This window comes from Actinoplanes campanulatus, from assembly GCF_014647795.1.
GTDB classification, from domain to species: Bacteria; Actinomycetota; Actinomycetes; order Mycobacteriales; family Micromonosporaceae; genus Actinoplanes; species Actinoplanes campanulatus.
Map to the genome: position 1 here is coordinate 155,566 of NZ_BMPW01000019.1, position 16,431 is coordinate 171,996.

19 protein-coding genes are annotated in these 16,431 nt (G+C 69.8%); 18 read left to right on the forward strand and 1 reads right to left on the reverse strand.

Features of this window, described 5'->3' with window-relative positions:
* Positions 1 to 21: 21 nt before the first annotated feature.
* From IEZ13_RS32205 to IEZ13_RS32260, 12 genes are all read left to right on the forward strand, one after another.
* Complete coding sequence (locus IEZ13_RS32205) at positions 22 to 405, forward strand: 6-pyruvoyl trahydropterin synthase family protein (RefSeq protein WP_229795323.1); 384 nt, start codon at positions 22 to 24, stop codon at positions 403 to 405.
* Entirely contained in the window at positions 402 to 1,115 is a 714-nt protein-coding gene (locus tag IEZ13_RS32210; protein ID WP_183223225.1) for a 7-carboxy-7-deazaguanine synthase QueE, read from the forward strand. Before IEZ13_RS32205 ends, IEZ13_RS32210 begins: the two co-directional genes overlap by 4 nt.
* Positions 1,099 to 1,596, forward strand: a complete 498-nt coding sequence (locus tag IEZ13_RS32215; protein ID WP_183223227.1) for a phosphoribosyltransferase — start codon at positions 1,099 to 1,101, stop codon at positions 1,594 to 1,596. The genes IEZ13_RS32210 and IEZ13_RS32215 overlap by 17 nt, the downstream gene beginning before the upstream one ends.
* On the forward strand, positions 1,593 to 2,444 hold the full coding sequence (locus IEZ13_RS32220; RefSeq protein WP_183223229.1) for a class I SAM-dependent methyltransferase: 852 nt from the start codon (positions 1,593 to 1,595) through the stop codon (positions 2,442 to 2,444). The genes IEZ13_RS32215 and IEZ13_RS32220 overlap by 4 nt, the downstream gene beginning before the upstream one ends.
* Positions 2,445 to 2,569: 125 nt before the next feature.
* The gene (locus tag IEZ13_RS32225) at positions 2,570 to 3,601 is read left to right on the forward strand and encodes a radical SAM protein (protein WP_183223231.1); all 1,032 of its coding nucleotides are present in this window, start codon (positions 2,570 to 2,572) and stop codon (positions 3,599 to 3,601) included.
* Positions 3,598 to 4,692 carry a DegT/DnrJ/EryC1/StrS family aminotransferase gene (locus IEZ13_RS32230; RefSeq protein ID WP_183223233.1) on the forward strand — a complete coding sequence of 365 codons (1,095 nt, stop codon included), beginning with the start codon at positions 3,598 to 3,600 and terminating at the stop codon, positions 4,690 to 4,692. Before IEZ13_RS32225 ends, IEZ13_RS32230 begins: the two co-directional genes overlap by 4 nt.
* On the forward strand, positions 4,674 to 5,315 hold the full coding sequence (locus IEZ13_RS32235; RefSeq protein WP_183223235.1) for an HAD family hydrolase: 642 nt from the start codon (positions 4,674 to 4,676) through the stop codon (positions 5,313 to 5,315). The genes IEZ13_RS32230 and IEZ13_RS32235 overlap by 19 nt, the downstream gene beginning before the upstream one ends.
* Before the next feature lie 112 nt (positions 5,316 to 5,427).
* The gene (locus IEZ13_RS32240) at positions 5,428 to 6,135 is read left to right on the forward strand and encodes a dTMP kinase (protein WP_183223237.1); all 708 of its coding nucleotides are present in this window, start codon (positions 5,428 to 5,430) and stop codon (positions 6,133 to 6,135) included.
* Positions 6,132 to 6,908 (forward strand): thymidylate kinase, encoded by a 777-nt coding sequence (locus tag IEZ13_RS32245; protein WP_183223240.1) that lies wholly within the window; start codon positions 6,132 to 6,134, stop codon positions 6,906 to 6,908. The genes IEZ13_RS32240 and IEZ13_RS32245 overlap by 4 nt, the downstream gene beginning before the upstream one ends.
* A 23-nt stretch (positions 6,909 to 6,931) precedes the next feature.
* Positions 6,932 to 7,900 carry a phosphoribosylaminoimidazolesuccinocarboxamide synthase gene (locus IEZ13_RS32250; RefSeq protein ID WP_183223242.1) on the forward strand — a complete coding sequence of 323 codons (969 nt, stop codon included), beginning with the start codon at positions 6,932 to 6,934 and terminating at the stop codon, positions 7,898 to 7,900.
* Between the two features lie 91 nt (positions 7,901 to 7,991).
* On the forward strand, positions 7,992 to 8,669 hold the full coding sequence (locus tag IEZ13_RS32255; protein ID WP_183223244.1) for a 3'-5' exonuclease: 678 nt from the start codon (positions 7,992 to 7,994) through the stop codon (positions 8,667 to 8,669).
* A gap of 27 nt (positions 8,670 to 8,696) precedes the next feature.
* Positions 8,697 to 9,332 (forward strand): mycothiol-dependent nitroreductase Rv2466c family protein, encoded by a 636-nt coding sequence (locus IEZ13_RS32260; RefSeq protein ID WP_229795328.1) that lies wholly within the window; start codon positions 8,697 to 8,699, stop codon positions 9,330 to 9,332.
* Between the two features lie 125 nt (positions 9,333 to 9,457).
* On the opposite strand, the gene IEZ13_RS32265 is transcribed toward IEZ13_RS32260, so the two are convergent.
* Positions 9,458 to 10,012 (reverse strand): NUDIX hydrolase, encoded by a 555-nt coding sequence (locus IEZ13_RS32265; protein ID WP_183223246.1) that lies wholly within the window; start codon positions 10,010 to 10,012, stop codon positions 9,458 to 9,460.
* A gap of 629 nt (positions 10,013 to 10,641) precedes the next feature.
* Between IEZ13_RS32265 and IEZ13_RS32270 the strand changes: the two genes are divergently transcribed.
* The 6 genes from IEZ13_RS32270 to IEZ13_RS32295 are packed head-to-tail and all read left to right on the forward strand — an operon-like array spanning position 10,642 to position 16,332.
* A complete protein-coding gene (locus IEZ13_RS32270) occupies positions 10,642 to 12,510 on the forward strand; it encodes an ABC transporter ATP-binding protein (protein WP_229795354.1) in 1,869 nt (622 codons plus the stop codon).
* Entirely contained in the window at positions 12,507 to 13,313 is an 807-nt protein-coding gene (locus IEZ13_RS32275; RefSeq protein WP_183223250.1) for a nucleotidyltransferase domain-containing protein, read from the forward strand. The genes IEZ13_RS32270 and IEZ13_RS32275 overlap by 4 nt, the downstream gene beginning before the upstream one ends.
* 41 nt (positions 13,314 to 13,354) lie before the next feature.
* Positions 13,355 to 13,711 (forward strand): MazG-like family protein, encoded by a 357-nt coding sequence (locus tag IEZ13_RS32280; RefSeq protein ID WP_183223252.1) that lies wholly within the window; start codon positions 13,355 to 13,357, stop codon positions 13,709 to 13,711.
* Positions 13,698 to 15,002 carry an MFS transporter gene (locus IEZ13_RS32285; RefSeq protein WP_183223254.1) on the forward strand — a complete coding sequence of 435 codons (1,305 nt, stop codon included), beginning with the start codon at positions 13,698 to 13,700 and terminating at the stop codon, positions 15,000 to 15,002. Before IEZ13_RS32280 ends, IEZ13_RS32285 begins: the two co-directional genes overlap by 14 nt.
* Entirely contained in the window at positions 14,999 to 15,814 is an 816-nt protein-coding gene (locus IEZ13_RS32290; protein WP_183223256.1) for an aminoglycoside phosphotransferase family protein, read from the forward strand. Before IEZ13_RS32285 ends, IEZ13_RS32290 begins: the two co-directional genes overlap by 4 nt.
* Positions 15,811 to 16,332 carry a P-loop NTPase family protein gene (locus IEZ13_RS32295; protein WP_183223258.1) on the forward strand — a complete coding sequence of 174 codons (522 nt, stop codon included), beginning with the start codon at positions 15,811 to 15,813 and terminating at the stop codon, positions 16,330 to 16,332. Before IEZ13_RS32290 ends, IEZ13_RS32295 begins: the two co-directional genes overlap by 4 nt.
* The last annotated feature ends 99 nt before the right edge of the window (positions 16,333 to 16,431 follow it).

Consider the following 16,431-nt stretch of genomic DNA (forward strand, 5'->3'; position numbering starts at 1 on the left):
TTTCAGGACGAGGAGCCCTCCGTGGGACACAGGATCGGCAAACGCTTCACCTTCGAGGCTAGCCACCAGCTGCCGGGACTCCCCGACGGCCACAAGTGCGGTCGCCTGCACGGGCACAGTTACACCGTCGAGGTCACGCTCGTCGCCGAGGACCTTGTCGAGCCGGGTTTCGTGACCGACTTCGGTGACCTGGCGCCGTTCAAGGAGCACCTGGCCGAAGCGTTTGATCACCGCCATCTCAACGAGGTCATGACGGTGGCGCCGACCAGCGAGAACCTCGCCGAGGTCTTGGCGCAGTGGTTCATCACCGAACTCGAGCCCGCCATTCCCGGCAACCTGTTCGTCGTCCGTGTCAGCGAGACTGCATCCTCGTGGGCCGAATTCCGGCCGGAGAGAGCAGCATGACTGACCTCCTGCCTACTTCGAGGTCGACGCTGCGGGTCGCCGAGCTGTTCGGGCCCACTCTGCAGGGTGAGGGACCTTCGGCGGGGCAGCGGGCACTTTTCGTGCGGCTGTCCGGGTGCAATCTCGACTGCGGCTGGTGCGACACCCCGTACACCTGGGACTGGGATCGCTTCAACCGTGAGGAGCAGGCCACCGAGATGGCCGTCGCTGAGGTGGCGAGCTGGGTGGTCAGCCAGGGCACCGACTTGGTGGTCATCACCGGGGGAGAGCCGCTGGTGCAACAGCAGCGCCTCGGCGCCTTGGCGGCTCAGCTGGCCGGCGCGGGACGCCGCGTGGAGGTGGAAACCAACGGCACCATCGCGCCCGACGAACGTTTGATCGCTGCCGTCGGCACGTTCAACGTGTCACCGAAGCTGAGCGGGTCGGGAGTGCCGGTGCACCGGCGGCTGCGGCCGAAGGCGCTGCGGGCGTTTCGTGACTGCGGCAAAGCCGTGTTCAAGTTCGTCATCACCGGGCCGGCCGACATCCAGGAGCTGGTGGAGCTACAAGCCGAGCTGGACCTCGGCCGGATCTGGGTCATGCCTGAGGGCACCACGGAAAGCGCGGTTCTCACCGGGATGCGCAACCTTGCCGAGCCGGCGCTGGCCAACGGCTGGAACCTCAGTCCTCGGCTGCACGTGCTGCTGTGGGGTGATGAGCGTGGCCGCTGAGGGCCCACCGATCCTGCTGCCCTGGCAGGAACTCGTCGCCAGAATCCACGACACCGCGGTGAACGTCCGCAGTGACGGTGTTCCCGACGTGGTGATCGGCATCCTGCGCGGCGGCATGATTCCCGCGACGGTCTTCGCCCATGCTCTGGCGGTGCGGACCGTCCGTGCCGTGGAGGTCGTCCACACCGTCAGCGACGACATGAACGCGGCCAAGACGCCTGCCCCGCAGGTGTCGAACGTGGCCAGCCTGGGCGACCTGTCCGGCCTGGACGTCCTCATCGTCGATGACATCGCCGGCACCGGCGACACGATGGCCTACACCGCGCAGCTGGTTGCCACAGCAGGCGCCACCCGCGTCCGCACTGCGGTCTGCATCGTCAACGCCGCCAACTGGCGGCGTCCGCAACCCCCCGAACACGCGCTGACCTACATCGGCGCCACCGTCGAAGGATGGGTGATCTTCCCGTGGGAGAACCGATGACCATCGCCACCGGCACGGAAACCGACGACCTGCATGCGCGCACCCTGACGCGCCCGGGTACCCCGATGATCGGCCTGTACTCGGTGAACCAGATGGACGACCTCTACACGGCGATCCCCGCCGGCGAGGTCAAGGCCTCCGGGATCATGAATCTCGCTCAACGGCTGTATGTCGCCGAACGCGTTGAGCAGGGCGCGAGGCTGGTGGACATCTGCTGCGGGCGAGGGCTGCAGCTGCCGACGCTGTACCGGTACGCCCCGGGCTTGCAGCAGTACGTCGGACTGGACGTGGCTGCGGCGAACCTGGCGGAGGCCAGAGACCGGATCGCCCGTCTGGATGATCACTACGGTGCCCGGCTGTTCCCGATCGAGCTGGTCGAGTGTGACGTGGCCGCGCCGTGGCCGGCCGAGGCGGTCGGTGACGGGTTCGACGTCGCCGTCTACACCTCAGCGCTGGAGCATCTGCCGCGTGAGCTGGCCGTCGCCAGCCTGCGGCACGCCGCGGCCGCTCTGCGGCCCGGCGGGGTGTTGTACCTGTCGACGCCCGAAACGCCGGGCCTGCCGCCGCGGCCGCTGCAGTACCGGGTGCACGTCTACGAGTGGAACAGCGCCGAGCTGGAGCCCGTTCTGGCCGAGTGCGGCCTGGTGGTCGAGGAGAAGGTCGGGCAGCTGTCGCCGCCCGCGGACCAGGTCGCCGCGGCACTGGCCGGCAAATTCGGGGACGGCGCCCGGCAGTGGTATCAGCGGCTGCGGGAGACCGTGTCGCCGGCGCTGCTGGACACGGTGGCCGCCGCCGCCATCCCGGACGCGGCGATGGAAGTGATGTACGTGTGCCGACGACCGGCATAAGGCCCGCTTCGGCGCCGGCGAGCATCGACAGGCTCCCGGCGCCGGTAGTCGACTATCCGCGCGACGACGACCTCGATGGCCCGGTACCGCTGTACGGCGTCCGGCCTGAAGGAGAACCGAGTGTCATGACCGGAGTCACCCTGCTATGGGCGCTGCGCTCCCCGTGCAATCTGGGCTGCCGCTATTGCTACTTCGGCACTATCGAGGAACATCGTGAGACACCCCCGGACCAGGTCGGCGTGTTGTCACATTTGGCCCGCACGGACCTCGCTCTGGCCGACATCGCCGCGTTCGTGGACACGCTGGCCGGCTCCCGTGTCGAGCGGGTGTTCCTCGCCGGCGGCGAGCCGCTGATCTGGCCTCCGATCATGGACGTCGTGGCGGCGATCAAGGCCGCCGGCGTCGAGGTGGTGCTCTGCACCAACGGCATTCCGCTCAACCGGCCGCACCTGGTCGACCGGATCCTGACTCTGGGAGTGGACGCGGTCTCGGTGTCGCTGGACTCCACCGATGCCAGCTACAACGACACCTGGCGGCCGGCTCGCAACCGCGTCGACGGCCACGCCAGCGTGCTGTCGGGGATTCGGGCGCTGCTGACCGCTCGCGGCGCCGCTGCCACCCCTCGCGTCGGCCTGTACGCGGTGATCACACGCCAGAACACCGACGACATCCTCTCCGTCGGAGCCCTCGCGGCCGAGCTCGGCTGTGACTACTACGTTCCCCAGCCGATCTCACTGGAGCGGGACCACCCGCTTTACACCGAACTCGCACTGACCGACCAGGACGCCCCCGCCATCGCACGACGCCTCGGCGAGCTCTACGAGCAGGTCCCGGTCGGGCTGCCCGCCTCGACCTATCCCCGGCAGTTCCTCGACACGATCAGCACGGAGACTCCCGGCGCGGTCGCCGGCTGCTTCGGCGGCACCGACCTGTTCTTCGTCGAGCCCGACGGCAGTGTCTGGGACTGCCCGTCCGGCCTCAAGATCCGCGCGACGCCGCCTGACCGGCACCGCAACATCCGCGGCACGACCGCGGAGGCGCTGTTCGGGCGCGGGGGTGCGTGTGCCGACTGCTCCTTGTACTCGCGCGACTGCGTCAACATGTGGCCGCTGACGGACTTCCAGCGATTCCTGCCCTCGGCTGGAGTCCGGTCATGACCGACGCCCTGACACTCACCGAGGACCTGCAACGCCTGCTGGCCACGATGCCGGACCCGGCGGCCGGCGCGCAGGTGAGCGCCCTGGAGTCCGAACTCGCCGACCGGTTCGGCGTCCGCCACGCCATCGCGGTGTCCTCCGGCACGGCGGCACTGCACACCGCGCTGGTGGCCCTGGGCGTCGGGCCCGGCGACGAGGTCCTCGTACCGGCCTTGACCGTGATCATGTCGGTCGCGCCGGTCATCCACGCCGGCGCCAGTCCGGTCTTCGTCGACTGCACCCCGGACGGCACCGACTTCGACTACACCGACCTGACCGCCAAGCTCACCCCCGCCGTCAAGGCGGTGCTTCCCGTCCACCTGTGGGGACGCACCGGCGACCTGCCCCGGCTCCGGCGCTGGGCCGACGAGCACGGTTTGCCCGTGGTTGAGGACGCCTGCCAGGCCCAAGGCAGCCACACCGGTGATCGCCCCGCCGGGACCGGCGGCACGATCGGCTGCTTCAGCATGAAGGACGGCAAGGTGCTGTGGTGTGGGGAAGGCGGCTACCTGCTCACCGACCATGATCGGTACGCGGCCGCCGCCCGCTCCTACCGTTCCCACGGCCTCCCACCGCCGCCGGCCGGCTACCGGCCCCGGGTCGCGCACAACTATCGGCTCGCCGAACCGTTGGCGCTGATCGCCCGCGCCAACCTGGCCCGGTTCGACGATCTCCTCGGCCGGCGCCAGCAGCAGGTAGCGCTGCTTAGCGACCTGCTGACCGGCGCCCCGGGCGTGCAACCGGCCAGTGCACCCGGCCATCTGTGGAACGGCTACAGCTTCCTCGCCGAAGTCAGCGTGCCGCAGGCCCGCGCGTTCTGTGGACACCTGGCCGGCCTCGGCGTGCCCAACAGCGTCGGCACGTTCCGCCTGGTGCCGGCGGACCGGCGCCCTGAACTTGCTTCGGTCGCCGCATCACCGTGCGGCAACGCCGCCGCGGTGATCGACCGGACCCTGGCGGTGATCCTCACCGACCACGACGACGACCACCGCATCGCCGGATACGCCCACACCATCACCAGGGAGGCTCGCGCATGGTGTCCGCGCGACTGACAACCGACGACCTTCTCCAGGGCACGGCCGCGGTGATCGTCGACTGGGACGGCACCGTCGTCGACAGCCAGGACGCCAACTTCGCTGCCCTGTCCGCGGCGCTACTGCCGTACGGCGTGAGCCTCGACCGGCCGTGGTACGAGCAGCACGTCGGTCTGTCGATCGCCGACCTGCTGACCGAGGTCGCCGCGATTCATGGCGACCTTCCCACCAGCACGATCATCGAGGCCAGCCGGGCACGGCTGCTGGCCAGCCTCGACCAGCTCCAGCCCGTCGCCGCCACCATCGAGCTGCTCGATGCGGCCACCGACCGGGGTTTGCCCTGCGCCGTCGCGTCCGGAGCGGCCCGGGTCCTGGTCGAGGGCGGTATCCGAGCCCTGAATCTCGGCCACCTGTTCACGGCCACGATCACCCGCGAGAACGTCGCGTGCGGCAAGCCGGCACCCGAACTGTTTCTGCACGCTGCCGGCGTACTGGCCGTCGACGCACGTCGTTGTCTCGCCGTCGATGATGCGGCCGATGGTATCGCCGCCGCCCGCGCGGCCGGCATGCGTGTGCTCACCGTGCGGCAGGGCCGGCTCGTCCCCACGCACGTTCCCGCCGTCGTGGCGGACCCGTCGTGAGCCGGATCGCCGGCACCCGTGCTGCGGCCGAGGGCGCCGGCCGGCGGCGGGCTTGCCCGAGTCGGTTCGTCGCTGAGGCCATCAACCTGTTCGCCGTCTGCAGGGGGCCTGCATGATCACCTCAGCACAGGCTGGTCCGCTCCGGGTGAGCGTCGAGGGCATCAACGGCGTGGGGAAGACGAGCGCCGCCCAGAAGGCAACGGCTCTGCTCGGCGCCCGCGGGGTTCTGCTTGACGAGCTCACCGACCAGGTCAACGACGTGCTGGCGTCGAGGGTGATCGCCGCGCTGAGCGGCACGGGTGACCCGTTCCTGCGGACCGGTCACCCGGTGGTGGAGACCCTCGCCTTGCTGGCGCTGCAGGTACGCAAGACCGAGCGCCTGACGGGGCAGCACCTGACGGGTGTCGACGTGATCCTCGAGGACCGCGGTGTGGACTCCGTCGCCGTCTACCAGGCCGCCATCTTGTGCTCTGTATACCCGGCGGCCCGGCCGGAGCACGTGGCGCGCCGCATCCTTGCCGATGCACGGCGCTGGTGTGGCCTTCCCGACAAGACGCTCCTGCTCACCGGTGACCCGGAGGTGTGTACCCAGCGCTTCGGCCATCGCATCGAGCGGGCTCTTTCTGCTGAGGATGCCCATCTGATCACCGAGATCGACCGGCTGTACCGGGTGATGGCCGACGACGACCCCCAGCGCTACATCGTCCTCGACGTCGCCGACCTGTCACCCCAGGAGACCGTCGGTGTGGTGCACCAGACCGTGACCAGCCTCCTGGAACGGCGACGGCACATCCCTGCCATGAGGAGACCCTCCGCATGACCGCTGTTACGCAACTGCCCCGGTGCACCCGCGGCACGCTGGTCTCCGTCGAAGGGGTCACCGGAGTCGGAAAGACCTACCTGACCCGCCACGCCATCACCCTGTTGGACACCACGCCGTCGCTGCTGGAGGAATTCTCCGCGCGCACCGACACCCCACCGGACTTAGGCTCAGCGCTGCTACGGGCTCTGCGCGAAGCCAGCGCCGGCGACCCCTTCCTGCGCGGTGGGACACCCACGGCCGAGGCACTGGTGCTGCTGGCCATCAAACGACGCGATCTCGACGCCGTCATCGCAGAAATCGCCGGCGGCCGTCTCGTCCTCGAGGGCCGCGGCGTCGACAGCACCGCGGTGTGCCAAGCCGTCCTGCTGCACCCCGACGACCCGGCCGCCGCCCTCGCGACGGCGACCGCGCTGCTGAGCTTGGCGGCGTCCTACCGCCCTCTGCCGGACCGCACCATCCTGGTCACCGACGACCCCCACCGGGCGATCACCCGCGCTCAGCGCCGCGATCGGTGTGTCTTCACCGACGAGCAGGCGACCTTCATGCGCTCTGTGTGCGCCCTCTTCGAGCAGGTAGCAGCCACCGATCCCGCACGCTACCGCGTCGTGGATCGGCGCACTCTCGGAGAACACGACGCCACACGCCTGATCGGCTCGTTGATCCAGAACACGGACGTCGAGCTCACCTGTGTCAGCGAACCGTGGCGGGGCCCGCAGGCCCCATGCATGTACTGCGGCCGGCCTCAAGACGGTCTCCTCACCGGCGACTGAGTCCCTCGAACCCGAGGAGCGTTATGCCCGTCCTGCATTCCACCAAGAATCTCAAGATCGTCGAACCCGCGACGGCGGACCGAACCGGCGTGGGCATCTTCGAGTACACCGACAACTACACCGTCTTCCACTACGGCCGGATGCCGGACCCGATATCCGGTAAGGGCGAAGCGACCTGCCGCATGGCCGTCTTCAACTTCCGGATGCTGCAAGCCGCCGGTGTGCCCACCCATTTCCGCCGGTTTCTTCCCCCGAACCGGATCGAGTTCGACCTGGCGCGGCTGCCCGAGCGGCTGCCCGAACCGGGGACCGGCCGGCTCGCCGGCAACACTCTGATCCCCGTGCAGGTCCTGGTCCGTAACGAACTTCCGCAGGGCAGCTCGGTGCATCGTCGGCTCGCCAGCGGAACGCTCACCCTCGACGAGGTCGGGCTGCCTGCTCTACCGAACATCGGCGAACGGTTGCAGCCGCCGCTGATCGAGTTCGCCACCATGTTCGAGCCCGTCAACCGGTTCGTCAGCCGTTCCGAAGCCGTCCAGCTTGCCGGGCTGAGCGCCGGGCAGCTCCGCGTCATGAGCGACATCGCGGTCAAAGCCAACGAGGTGCTGGCCGGGCACGCCGAACGGGTCGGTTTCACCCTCTCTGACGGCAAAGCCGAGTTTCTTCTGACGAACGACGCGCACATCGTGCTGGCCGACAGCCCCGGCACTCCCGACGAGGCACGCCTGCTGTTCAACGGCGTCCACTGCGGCAAGCAGGTTCTGCGGAACTGGTACGTGAACAACGGACTCGAGGTACCCACCGGCCGGCTGATCGCCGAGGGCGTTCCCCGGAACTTGTGGCCCGAGCCGGCCCCCCTGCCCGCAGCCTTCCTGCCGGTGATGTCGGACCTGTATCGGTCCCTGAGCCAGGCGTGGACAGGTGAACGGCTGTGGAACGCGCCCAGCCTCGACGACGCCACCCGCGCGGTCACCGAGGTCATCGGCCGGTGAGAAGCAAGGGCACCAGCCGCCGATCGCAGAGAACCTGCATCGCTCGCTTCCACGTCACCAGCGTCGAGGCAGGACGGACGGCGGTGAGCGGATGGGCGGCCTGACCGACGACGAGGCCTTCCGCAAGACGACGTTCGTGGTCATCGACTTCGAGGCCACGACACCCACCGGGTCGCCGGCGCAACCGGTCGAGGTCGCCGTTCTCGCGCTGCGTTACGACGGTGAATGGCAGGAGACCGGGCGCGGGACCTCGCTGATCCGGCCGCCCGCGTTCGCCCCGGTGACACCGGCGTTCACCGCTCAGACCGGGCTGACTGCCGCGGAGCTGGAGGCCGCACCGACGCCGGCCGAAGCGCTGGGTGCGCTGGACCGCCGCTTCACGGCCGGCACGTCGTATCTGCTGGTGGCTCAGCACGCCGCCACCGAAGCCAACCTCATCTACCAGCAGCGGCAGCACTGCCCGGCACTGGCCCGTATCGACCTGCTGGACACGATCCCGCTGGCCAAACGCTGCGTTCCCGGGCTGATCAACTACCGGCTGGACACCCTCCTTGCGTACTTCGGCATCGCCCAGCCGGCAGACCGGCATCGGGCACCCGCAGACGTCGCCGTCACCGCGCAACTGTTCCGCCGGCTCATCGCTGTGGCGCACGACAACGGTGAAGTCGACAGCCTGGCCGGACTCGTGAAGATCGCGGGGCGGGCGGCCCCAGGCAACGCGCCCGTGCAGGAGGAACTGTTCGAGATTGCACCTCAGGAAGGCGAGTAGCCCGTGAGCCGAGAGGACGGTGCGACCGTGACGGCCGACACCCCGCTGGAGCGCGAAGAGGTCCCGTTCTGGTTCGACCCGCTGTGTCCCTGGGCCTGGATCACCTCGCGGTGGCTGCGGGAGGTCGAGCAGGTCCGGCCTGTACGCGCGGATTGGCGCATCATGTCGCTGGCCTACCTGAACCTCGAGCAACGCGAGGGGAAGGGCCTCAGCGAGGACTACCGGGCGCTGATGGAGCGGGCCTGGGGGCCGGTGCGGGTGTGCGCGGCCGCCGTCGAGCACGCCGGTCCTCAGGTGCTCGGTGGCTTGTACACCGCCATCGGTTTGCGGCTGCACAACCAACGACGCCGCGACGATCCCGCGGTCCTTCCCGAGGCCCTCGCCGACGTCGGTCTTTCCGCGTCGCTGGCCGCCGCAGCGGCCAGCACCGAGTTCGATCAGCAGATCAAGCGATCGCATCACGAGGCGTTCGACGAGGTCGGGCTCGACGTCGGCACACCCGTGCTGCGCATCAGGGGCACGGCTCTGTTCGGGCCCGTCATCACCCCGGCACCGCGAGGGGAGTCCGCCGGCCGGCTGTGGGACGGCCTGGCCCTGATCGCGGAGACCGACGGATTCTTCGAGCTCAAACGCACCCGAACCCGTAAAGCGTCATTCGAGTGAGCCCACAGGGCGCAGGTGAGGGCGCGGCCAGCGCGTGTGCGCTGAGCCGCGCGCGAGTCGACCTGCCTGCTCAGCGACACTGTGCCGGACTCTTTCGGCCGGCACAGTCCGGGAGCCGGCCCGGCTCAGCCCATCCGGCCGGAGGGCGCGCACGCGCGGCGGATCCGGGGGCCCACCAGACGCTCGGCCTCGTCGAGCCGGTACCACGCCGCACTCGTCACCTCCGATTCCTGAAGGCTGCCCACATCGCCTGTCGTCGTGAAGGCATAGCCCACGTCCAGATGGAAGTGCTCGGGCTCATCTTTCTGGGGTCGAGCAGGTACCCGCCCGAACTCGACATAGACGGGCTCCTGGGATACCGCGACGACCGAGTCGGGGTCGATGCCGGTCTCCTCCACAAGCTCGCGCACCGCGGCGTCGATCAGCGTCGTGTCGGTCGGCTCCAGATGCCCACCGGGTTGCAGCGGAATCCCGTACGCGAGGTGCCCGACGAGCAGGATCTCCTCCCCGCGCGTCAGCAGCGCGCCGACCGTCACGTGCATGTCGAAATTGCGGCGGGAGGCGAAGTCCTTGCCTCGCGCCAGCAGCTCGACCGGCTCGGCCAGCAGTGTCTTCTCCTCGGGATACCGGTCGAGATAGGCGGCAAGGGCTTCCGCAATCTCCGAGTCAGCGATCGACACGAGACGCCTCCAAGGCAGTCGGATTCAATGCGTTTGCCGGCGCAGCACATGCCTCACACTTCGAGGCTCCGCTGGCCGGCGACGACCGAACCCGGCGAACCTACCGCGTCCGTCAAGCCCGTACACGCACAACGACTTACGTGTTCTGGCGTAGACACCCGGGCGCGCGATCCCGCTACGCGAGTGGGTCACTGCCCGGCACCGTCGGCTTCGGCGCCCCGCACCCGTCGATCGCTGCCCGCCAAGCGCAAGCTCATCAACGTCGATATGGCCTCGTGGACGCCACTGGCGACCGCTGAAGCCGCCACAGTGGCGAGGCCGGTAGACGTGAGCGGTCTACGACACGCGCCATTCGACCATTTGTGCGAATGCGTTGCCCGGTTAGACGGACTGCGTCGTGTCCGCGACAGCCCACCACCCCGGGAGGCGAGTACCGATATGGGGGTGACTCCACAACATGCCGCCTCCCTCCCAGTTCTGACGATGCGGACCGCCCGGCAGGAGGAAATGAGCAGGTGAGCGCCGTTGTGGACAAGCCCAATGCCGATCCGAGTATCCCGGCGCAGAGCGGGGGAAAGCCTGCCGAGGCGGTCCTTCCGGAGTTCCGGCGCAGCTGGTGGGAGACCGGCATGCGTGCCCGTGCGGATGCCGGTGTGCTCGGTGTCTTCGCCGAGCTGCCCGGCCTGATCAGCAAAGCGGTGCGGGTGGCGTGGCGCGCAGACCGGCTGCGCACGCTGCTGGTAGCTGTCGCGACGGTGGGTGCCGGCTCGATGGCGGCTTTCGGGCTGCTGGCGACCCAGCGGATCCTGATCGAGCTGTTCGCGGCCGGCCCGACCCCGGACCGGGTCCGGGCGGCGGTGCCGGCGCTGGCATGGCTGGCCGTGGTCACCGCGATCCGCGGCGCGCTGGGCATGGTCGTCGGGTACGCCCTCAACGGGCTGACACCGCGCGTGCTGCTCGACGTGGAGAAGGAGCTGTTCGCCGACACGACCGCGGTCGAGCTGCGGGCCTTCGACGACGACCAGTTCGCCGAAGGCATGGAACGGGCGACCCGTGGCACGGAAGCCGCGATCGAGCTGGTGCAGACGGTGATGAACCTGTTCGCGGGCCTGGTCAGCTTGCTGGCAGTCGTCGTCGCCGTGGTTGCCATCCACCCGCTGCTGCTGGTAGCCCTGCTCGTAGCGACCGTCCCCACCGGGTATGCCGCCCTGCGCGCCGGCCACGTCAAGTTCGGCAGCTACCTGGCCTCCTCCACCCGGCGGCGCCGGCAGTGGGTGCTGCAGCGGCTGATGGCCGAACGCGACTCGGCCGCGGAGCTGCGTTCGTACGGCCTGCGGCCGTTCCTGCTCGGCCTGTACGACAAGGTGATGGGCGCACAGGTCGCCGAGGAACTGCGGGTGGCCCGGCGTGTCACTACCACCATGAGTATCGGAGCGACGATCGGCGGCGTCGCCTTGACGGGCGTCTACGTACTGCTCGGTGTGCTGCTGCTCAACGGGCACATCCCGCTGGCCGCCGCGACCACGTGCGTGATCGCGGTACAGGCGGCACGCAGTTCCCTGTCCACCGTGACCTTCCAGGTCGACAGGGTCTACACCAGCGGCCAGTTCTTCAACGAGTACGTGCGATTCCGGTCGACCGCAGCCCACCATCTCCCGGCTCATGACGCTGACAGTGCCGCCGGCCCTCGGCGGGTGGCGCAGCCCTTGACCGAGCTGACCGTTCAGAGTGTGAGCCTGCAGTACCCGGATCGGGAACGGCCGGCAGTCGACCAGGTGACGGTGACGATCCGGCCGGGCCAGACGATCGCTCTCGTCGGCGAGAACGGCTCCGGCAAATCCACCCTCGCGGCGATGATCGCCGGGCTGCGCACCCCGACCGCGGGCACACTGCTGTGGAACGGCCACCCCTACGCCGCCTACGACATCGACGATCTACGCGGCCGGATCGCGGTCGCCATGCAAGATCATCACCACTGGCCGTTCAGCGCGTCGACGAACATCGCCATGGGCGACATCGGCGCCGACGCGGAACCGGCCCGGATCGAAGCAGCCGCCCGCAAAGCGGCCGCGCACGACATGATCCTGGAACTGCCGAACGGCTACGACACCCTGCTGGACAAGACCTTCAAGGACGGCTCTGACCTGTCCGGAGGGCAGTGGCAACGCGTGGCTGCCGCCCGAGCATTCCTGCGGGACGCCGACGTCCTGATCATGGACGAGCCGTCGTCAGCGCTCGACCCCCGCGCCGAACACGCCCTGTTCCAGGCACTCCGCGACCGGCAGGGCACCAAGACCACCATCCTCATCACCCACCGGCTCGCCAACATCACCCACGCCGACCAGATCCTGGTTCTCCAGCACGGAGCGCTCATCGAAGCCGGCACCCATCGCCAGCTGATGGCAGCCGCAGGCACCTACGAATCGCTGTTCACCCTGCAGGCGGCCGGATACCAGAGCGAACCGTCCGCTGTTGCATCTGATGCCGGTGCCGCATGAACACGCCCGCCGCCGGCGCGCTCGCCCGGCTGAGGCAGGCCCGTACAGCTTGGCTGCATCAGGCACTCGAAGTCTTTTCCGCACACCGGTTCGTGGAAGCGGTGTGGGTCGAAGGTTCACTGGGGCGCGGCGACGCCGACGCGTTCAGCGATGTCGACCTGGTGCTGGCCATCGGCGGATCGGCGCCGCCCTCGGTGTTCGGGGATCCGATCGCAGGGCTGGGACTGCCCGGCCGCGTGCTCTACACCCGCGACAAGCCGAAGAACGCCCCGGCCGACGGCGCCTACCGGGCGGCGTGCGTCGAACTGGTGGCGTTGCCCGTCCTGGCCGACCTCTACCTGTGGCCGGCGGCGACGGCCACGATGTCGGCCACCGCCCGGCTGCTGTTCCAGCGCGGTGACCCGCCACCGCGCAGCGATCTGAGCTTCCTGCCGCTGATCAGCCAGTACCCCAGCGGGGACACCCGAGACAGCGACCCGTACCAGCCACAGACCGTTCTGATGCTGGTGCAACTAGCCGCAAAACACCTCGCCCGAGGCGATCACGAGCGGGAAGCCGCGATCCGCCGGCAACTGCGCGATCCGGCACACGCCGGCGATGCCGCCGCGCTACGGCGCCTGCTCGCGGCCCGTGTCGACTCCATGACGGGCTCGTCGCTGGAGGCAGCGGTCACCGCCGTGCACCGGCTGATCGAGATCGCCGAACACCAGGCCGCGGTCGCACCGGAAACCGCGAACTCCCGGTCCGGACTCGCCACGACGACGGCAGGGACACCGCCGACCGGACCCGGGACCACCTCATGACCGCTGGAGCTGGGACCCCGCCGCACGCCGATGACGCGCCGGTGCCGGACACGTTCACCGCGCTCGTGGCGACGGTGCACGCGCTGAAAATCCGGTTCCCGGACCACAACGGTCCGTTCGAACGGGTGACCCGGCTGGCTGAGGAATCCGGTGAGCTCGCCGCGGCGGTCAACCACGCCGAGGGCACCGGCATCAAGGTTGCCAAGCATGGCCCGTTCGATCCGGCGCACCTGGTCAAGGAAGTCATGGATGTACTGCGCGCCGCGGTGGGGATCGCCGCGCACTACGGCGTGGTCGACGACCTGCGCACGGCGATCACCGACCACTACCAGCGGCACGTTGCCCTAGGTTTGATCGAGGCGCCGCATCCGGGCGGAGATCAGCATGGTGACCGCTGACCGCCGCCCGCCTGCTGGGGCCGAACTGGTGCCGACGTGGCGTGGCAGTGGCCGCCAGGTAAGGCGGCTATGGGCGGCGTACGCGATCTCGCAGGCCGGCAGCGGCATCGGCACCGGCGCGCTGCCGCTGGTGGCGATCCTGCTGCTGGAAGCCTCGGACTGGCAGATCTCGCTGCTGGCCGCGGTCGCGGGGATCGCCGGCGCCGCCGCCGTGGTCCCGCTCGGGCCGTGGGTCGAGTTCCACCGCAAACGCCCCGTCATGATCGGCGCCGACCTGCTGCGCGGTGTCACCCTGCTCAGCGTCCCGGTCGCCGCCTGGGCCGGCGGGCTGACCTTCGGCCAGCTGTGCCTGGTGGCCGCCGCGCAGACGATCGGCACGATCCTGTCCTCGGCGGCCAGCACCGCCTACCTGAAGTCGCTGGTTCCCGCCGACCGGCAGGTCCTGGTCAACGCGCGGTGGGAGAGCACCATGTGGACGGCCAGCACCCTCGGCCCGCCGGCCGGCGGCATGCTGGTCTCCTGGCTCGGCGCCCTCGCCGCGCTCCTGGTCGACGCGGCCAGCTTCCTGCTGTCGGCCGTCACATTGGGACGGGTCCGGCACCGTGAACCAGCACCCGCTGCCCCGGCGAACGGCCGGCACTCGCTGGCGGAGATGACCGCGGGCTGGCGGCACATCGCCGCGCACCCGGTCCTCGTCCGATTGTCCGGGCATGCCCTCATTTTTGGCGGTTGTATCGTCGCTTCCACGCCGCTGATCGCCGTGCTCATGCTCCGCGACCTCGGGTTCAGCCCGGCGCAGTACGGCCTCGCCCTCGGTGTGCCGTGCGCGGCCGGGATCCTCGGGTCGGTGCTCGCGCCACGGATCATCCGCCGGGCCGGGTTGATGCCGACGCTGCTGGTCGCCGGTGCCGCCCGCTGCCTGTGGATGGCCGTGATCCCGTTCGCGCCGGGTACGACTGCCGGGCTTGTGTTGATCATCGCGGCGGACACGCTGCTGCTGTGGTGTGCCGGGGTCTTCAACCCGGCGTTCTCGACCTATCGGATGCGGGCGGTCGCCGACGGCTACCTGGCCCGGGTGACCGCGGCGTGGGCGGTCAGCAGCAAGGTCGCCCAGCCCATCGTGATCGCGGCCGCCGGCGTGGCCGCCGCAGTGGTCGGCGCCCGAACGGCGCTGCTCGGGCTGGCCGGTGTGCTGCTGGCCAGCATGATCGTGCTGCCCTGGCGCAGCTGGACCACCCCAGACCCGGCCGCAGGTATCGGGCCAGGGTCAGCCACGGGGGCACGGCCGTGAGTGACCCGATGCAACACGGCCGGTTCGCACGGCCGCAAAGGCACGGCGACATCATCGAACGCGCGATCAGTCCCGCCGCCGCCAACGTGCACGCCCTGCTCGCCCATCTCGAGCGGCAGGGCTTCACGCTGGCGCCGCAGCTGCACGCGACGACTGCCGACGGCACCCGCGAAATCCTCGGCTACCTGCCCGGTGACAGCGGATACCCGCCGCTGGCCCTCGCGTGGCGCTCCGAGGAGACCCTGATCTCCGTCGCCGGTGCGGTCCGGGATCTGCACGACGCCACCCAGGGGTTCGTCGCCCCGGAACCCGAGCGCTGGCACCGGATGGAACTCGCAGTCCCCGCCGTCATCGACTGCATCGGTCACGGCGACCTGGCGCCGTGGAACATCCTGCTCGACGGCACCCGCGTGACCGGCATCATCGACTGGGACACCGCCGGGCCCAGCAACCGCGTCTGGGACCTGGCCTACCTGGCCCACCACCTGGTGCCGTTTCATCCCACCGAGGATCTGGCCGGGTTCGGCTGGGACACCGAACCCGACCGGGCCGGCCGACTGCGGCTGCTCACCGGCGCCTACGGACACGACGTCCGGGCCGAGCAGATCGTCGACTTCGCCGCCCTGCGGCTGCTGGCGATGGCCGCGCACCTCGACGACCGCATCCATGCCGCCGATCCGGCCTACACCGTGCACGCCGACGAGGACCATCCCGCCGGATACCGGCGTGCCGCCGCGTACATCCTGGCCCACCGTGCCGAGCTGCTCGGCCAGCCGCCCACCCGCACCCGACAAAGGAGACCGCACCGGTGAAGCGCATCGCCATCGTCGGCAACGGCGGAGCCGGGAAGACCGTCCTGGCCAACCGGCTCGGCCCGTTGCTGGGCATCCCGGTGACCTATCTGGACGCGCTGCGCTACACCGACACCTGGGCGGTGGTCCCCGAAGAGGTGTACGCCGCCCGGCAGCGCGAGGTCGTCGACCGCGACCGGTGGATCATCGACGGCAACTCGTTGCTGTCGATGCCGGTGAGGATGGCAGCGGCCGACACGGTGATCATCGTCGACCCGCCGCCGCTGGTGTGCCTGTGGGGGATCCTGCGGCGGCGATGGCGCTACCGGGGCGGACGGCACCCCGACGGCGTGCATGACCGCATCACCGTCGACTTCCTCTGGTACGTGGCCCACCGGTTCCGGCGCACTCACCTGCCGCGCGTGCGGGCCTGCATCGCCGAGCACTTCCGGGGCGATCAAGTCGTGCACCTGACCAGCCATGCGCAGGCCGACCGCTACCTCGACCAGCTCACCCGCCGTACCGGCAGCCCGCCATGAGCGAGTCGTCGCCCCCCTGTCGCCGGCCCTGCCGCCACGGCCATCCGCATACGCCGATCCGGGATTTGCCGGACACGTCGATAGGCGCCCGCCGCGTAC

What these genes read in the sequence shown, in the direction of transcription:
- IEZ13_RS32210 (WP_183223225.1), top strand. Translation starts at nt 402, where the DNA reads ATGACTGACCTCCTGCCTACTTCGAGGTCGACGCTGCGGGTCGCCGAG.
- IEZ13_RS32215 (WP_183223227.1), top strand. Translation starts at nt 1,099, where the DNA reads ATGAGCGTGGCCGCTGAGGGCCCACCGATCCTGCTGCCCTGGCAGGAA.
- IEZ13_RS32220 (WP_183223229.1), top strand. Translation starts at nt 1,593, where the DNA reads ATGACCATCGCCACCGGCACGGAAACCGACGACCTGCATGCGCGCACC.
- IEZ13_RS32225 (WP_183223231.1), top strand. Translation starts at nt 2,570, where the DNA reads ATGACCGGAGTCACCCTGCTATGGGCGCTGCGCTCCCCGTGCAATCTG.
- IEZ13_RS32230 (WP_183223233.1), top strand. Translation starts at nt 3,598, where the DNA reads ATGACCGACGCCCTGACACTCACCGAGGACCTGCAACGCCTGCTGGCC.
- IEZ13_RS32235 (WP_183223235.1), top strand. Translation starts at nt 4,674, where the DNA reads ATGGTGTCCGCGCGACTGACAACCGACGACCTTCTCCAGGGCACGGCC.
- IEZ13_RS32240 (WP_183223237.1), top strand. Translation starts at nt 5,428, where the DNA reads ATGATCACCTCAGCACAGGCTGGTCCGCTCCGGGTGAGCGTCGAGGGC.
- IEZ13_RS32245 (WP_183223240.1), top strand. Translation starts at nt 6,132, where the DNA reads ATGACCGCTGTTACGCAACTGCCCCGGTGCACCCGCGGCACGCTGGTC.
- IEZ13_RS32250 (WP_183223242.1), top strand. Translation starts at nt 6,932, where the DNA reads ATGCCCGTCCTGCATTCCACCAAGAATCTCAAGATCGTCGAACCCGCG.
- IEZ13_RS32255 (WP_183223244.1), top strand. Translation starts at nt 7,992, where the DNA reads ATGGGCGGCCTGACCGACGACGAGGCCTTCCGCAAGACGACGTTCGTG.
- IEZ13_RS32270 (WP_229795354.1), top strand. Translation starts at nt 10,642, where the DNA reads ATGCGTGCCCGTGCGGATGCCGGTGTGCTCGGTGTCTTCGCCGAGCTG.
- IEZ13_RS32275 (WP_183223250.1), top strand. Translation starts at nt 12,507, where the DNA reads ATGAACACGCCCGCCGCCGGCGCGCTCGCCCGGCTGAGGCAGGCCCGT.
- IEZ13_RS32285 (WP_183223254.1), top strand. Translation starts at nt 13,698, where the DNA reads ATGGTGACCGCTGACCGCCGCCCGCCTGCTGGGGCCGAACTGGTGCCG.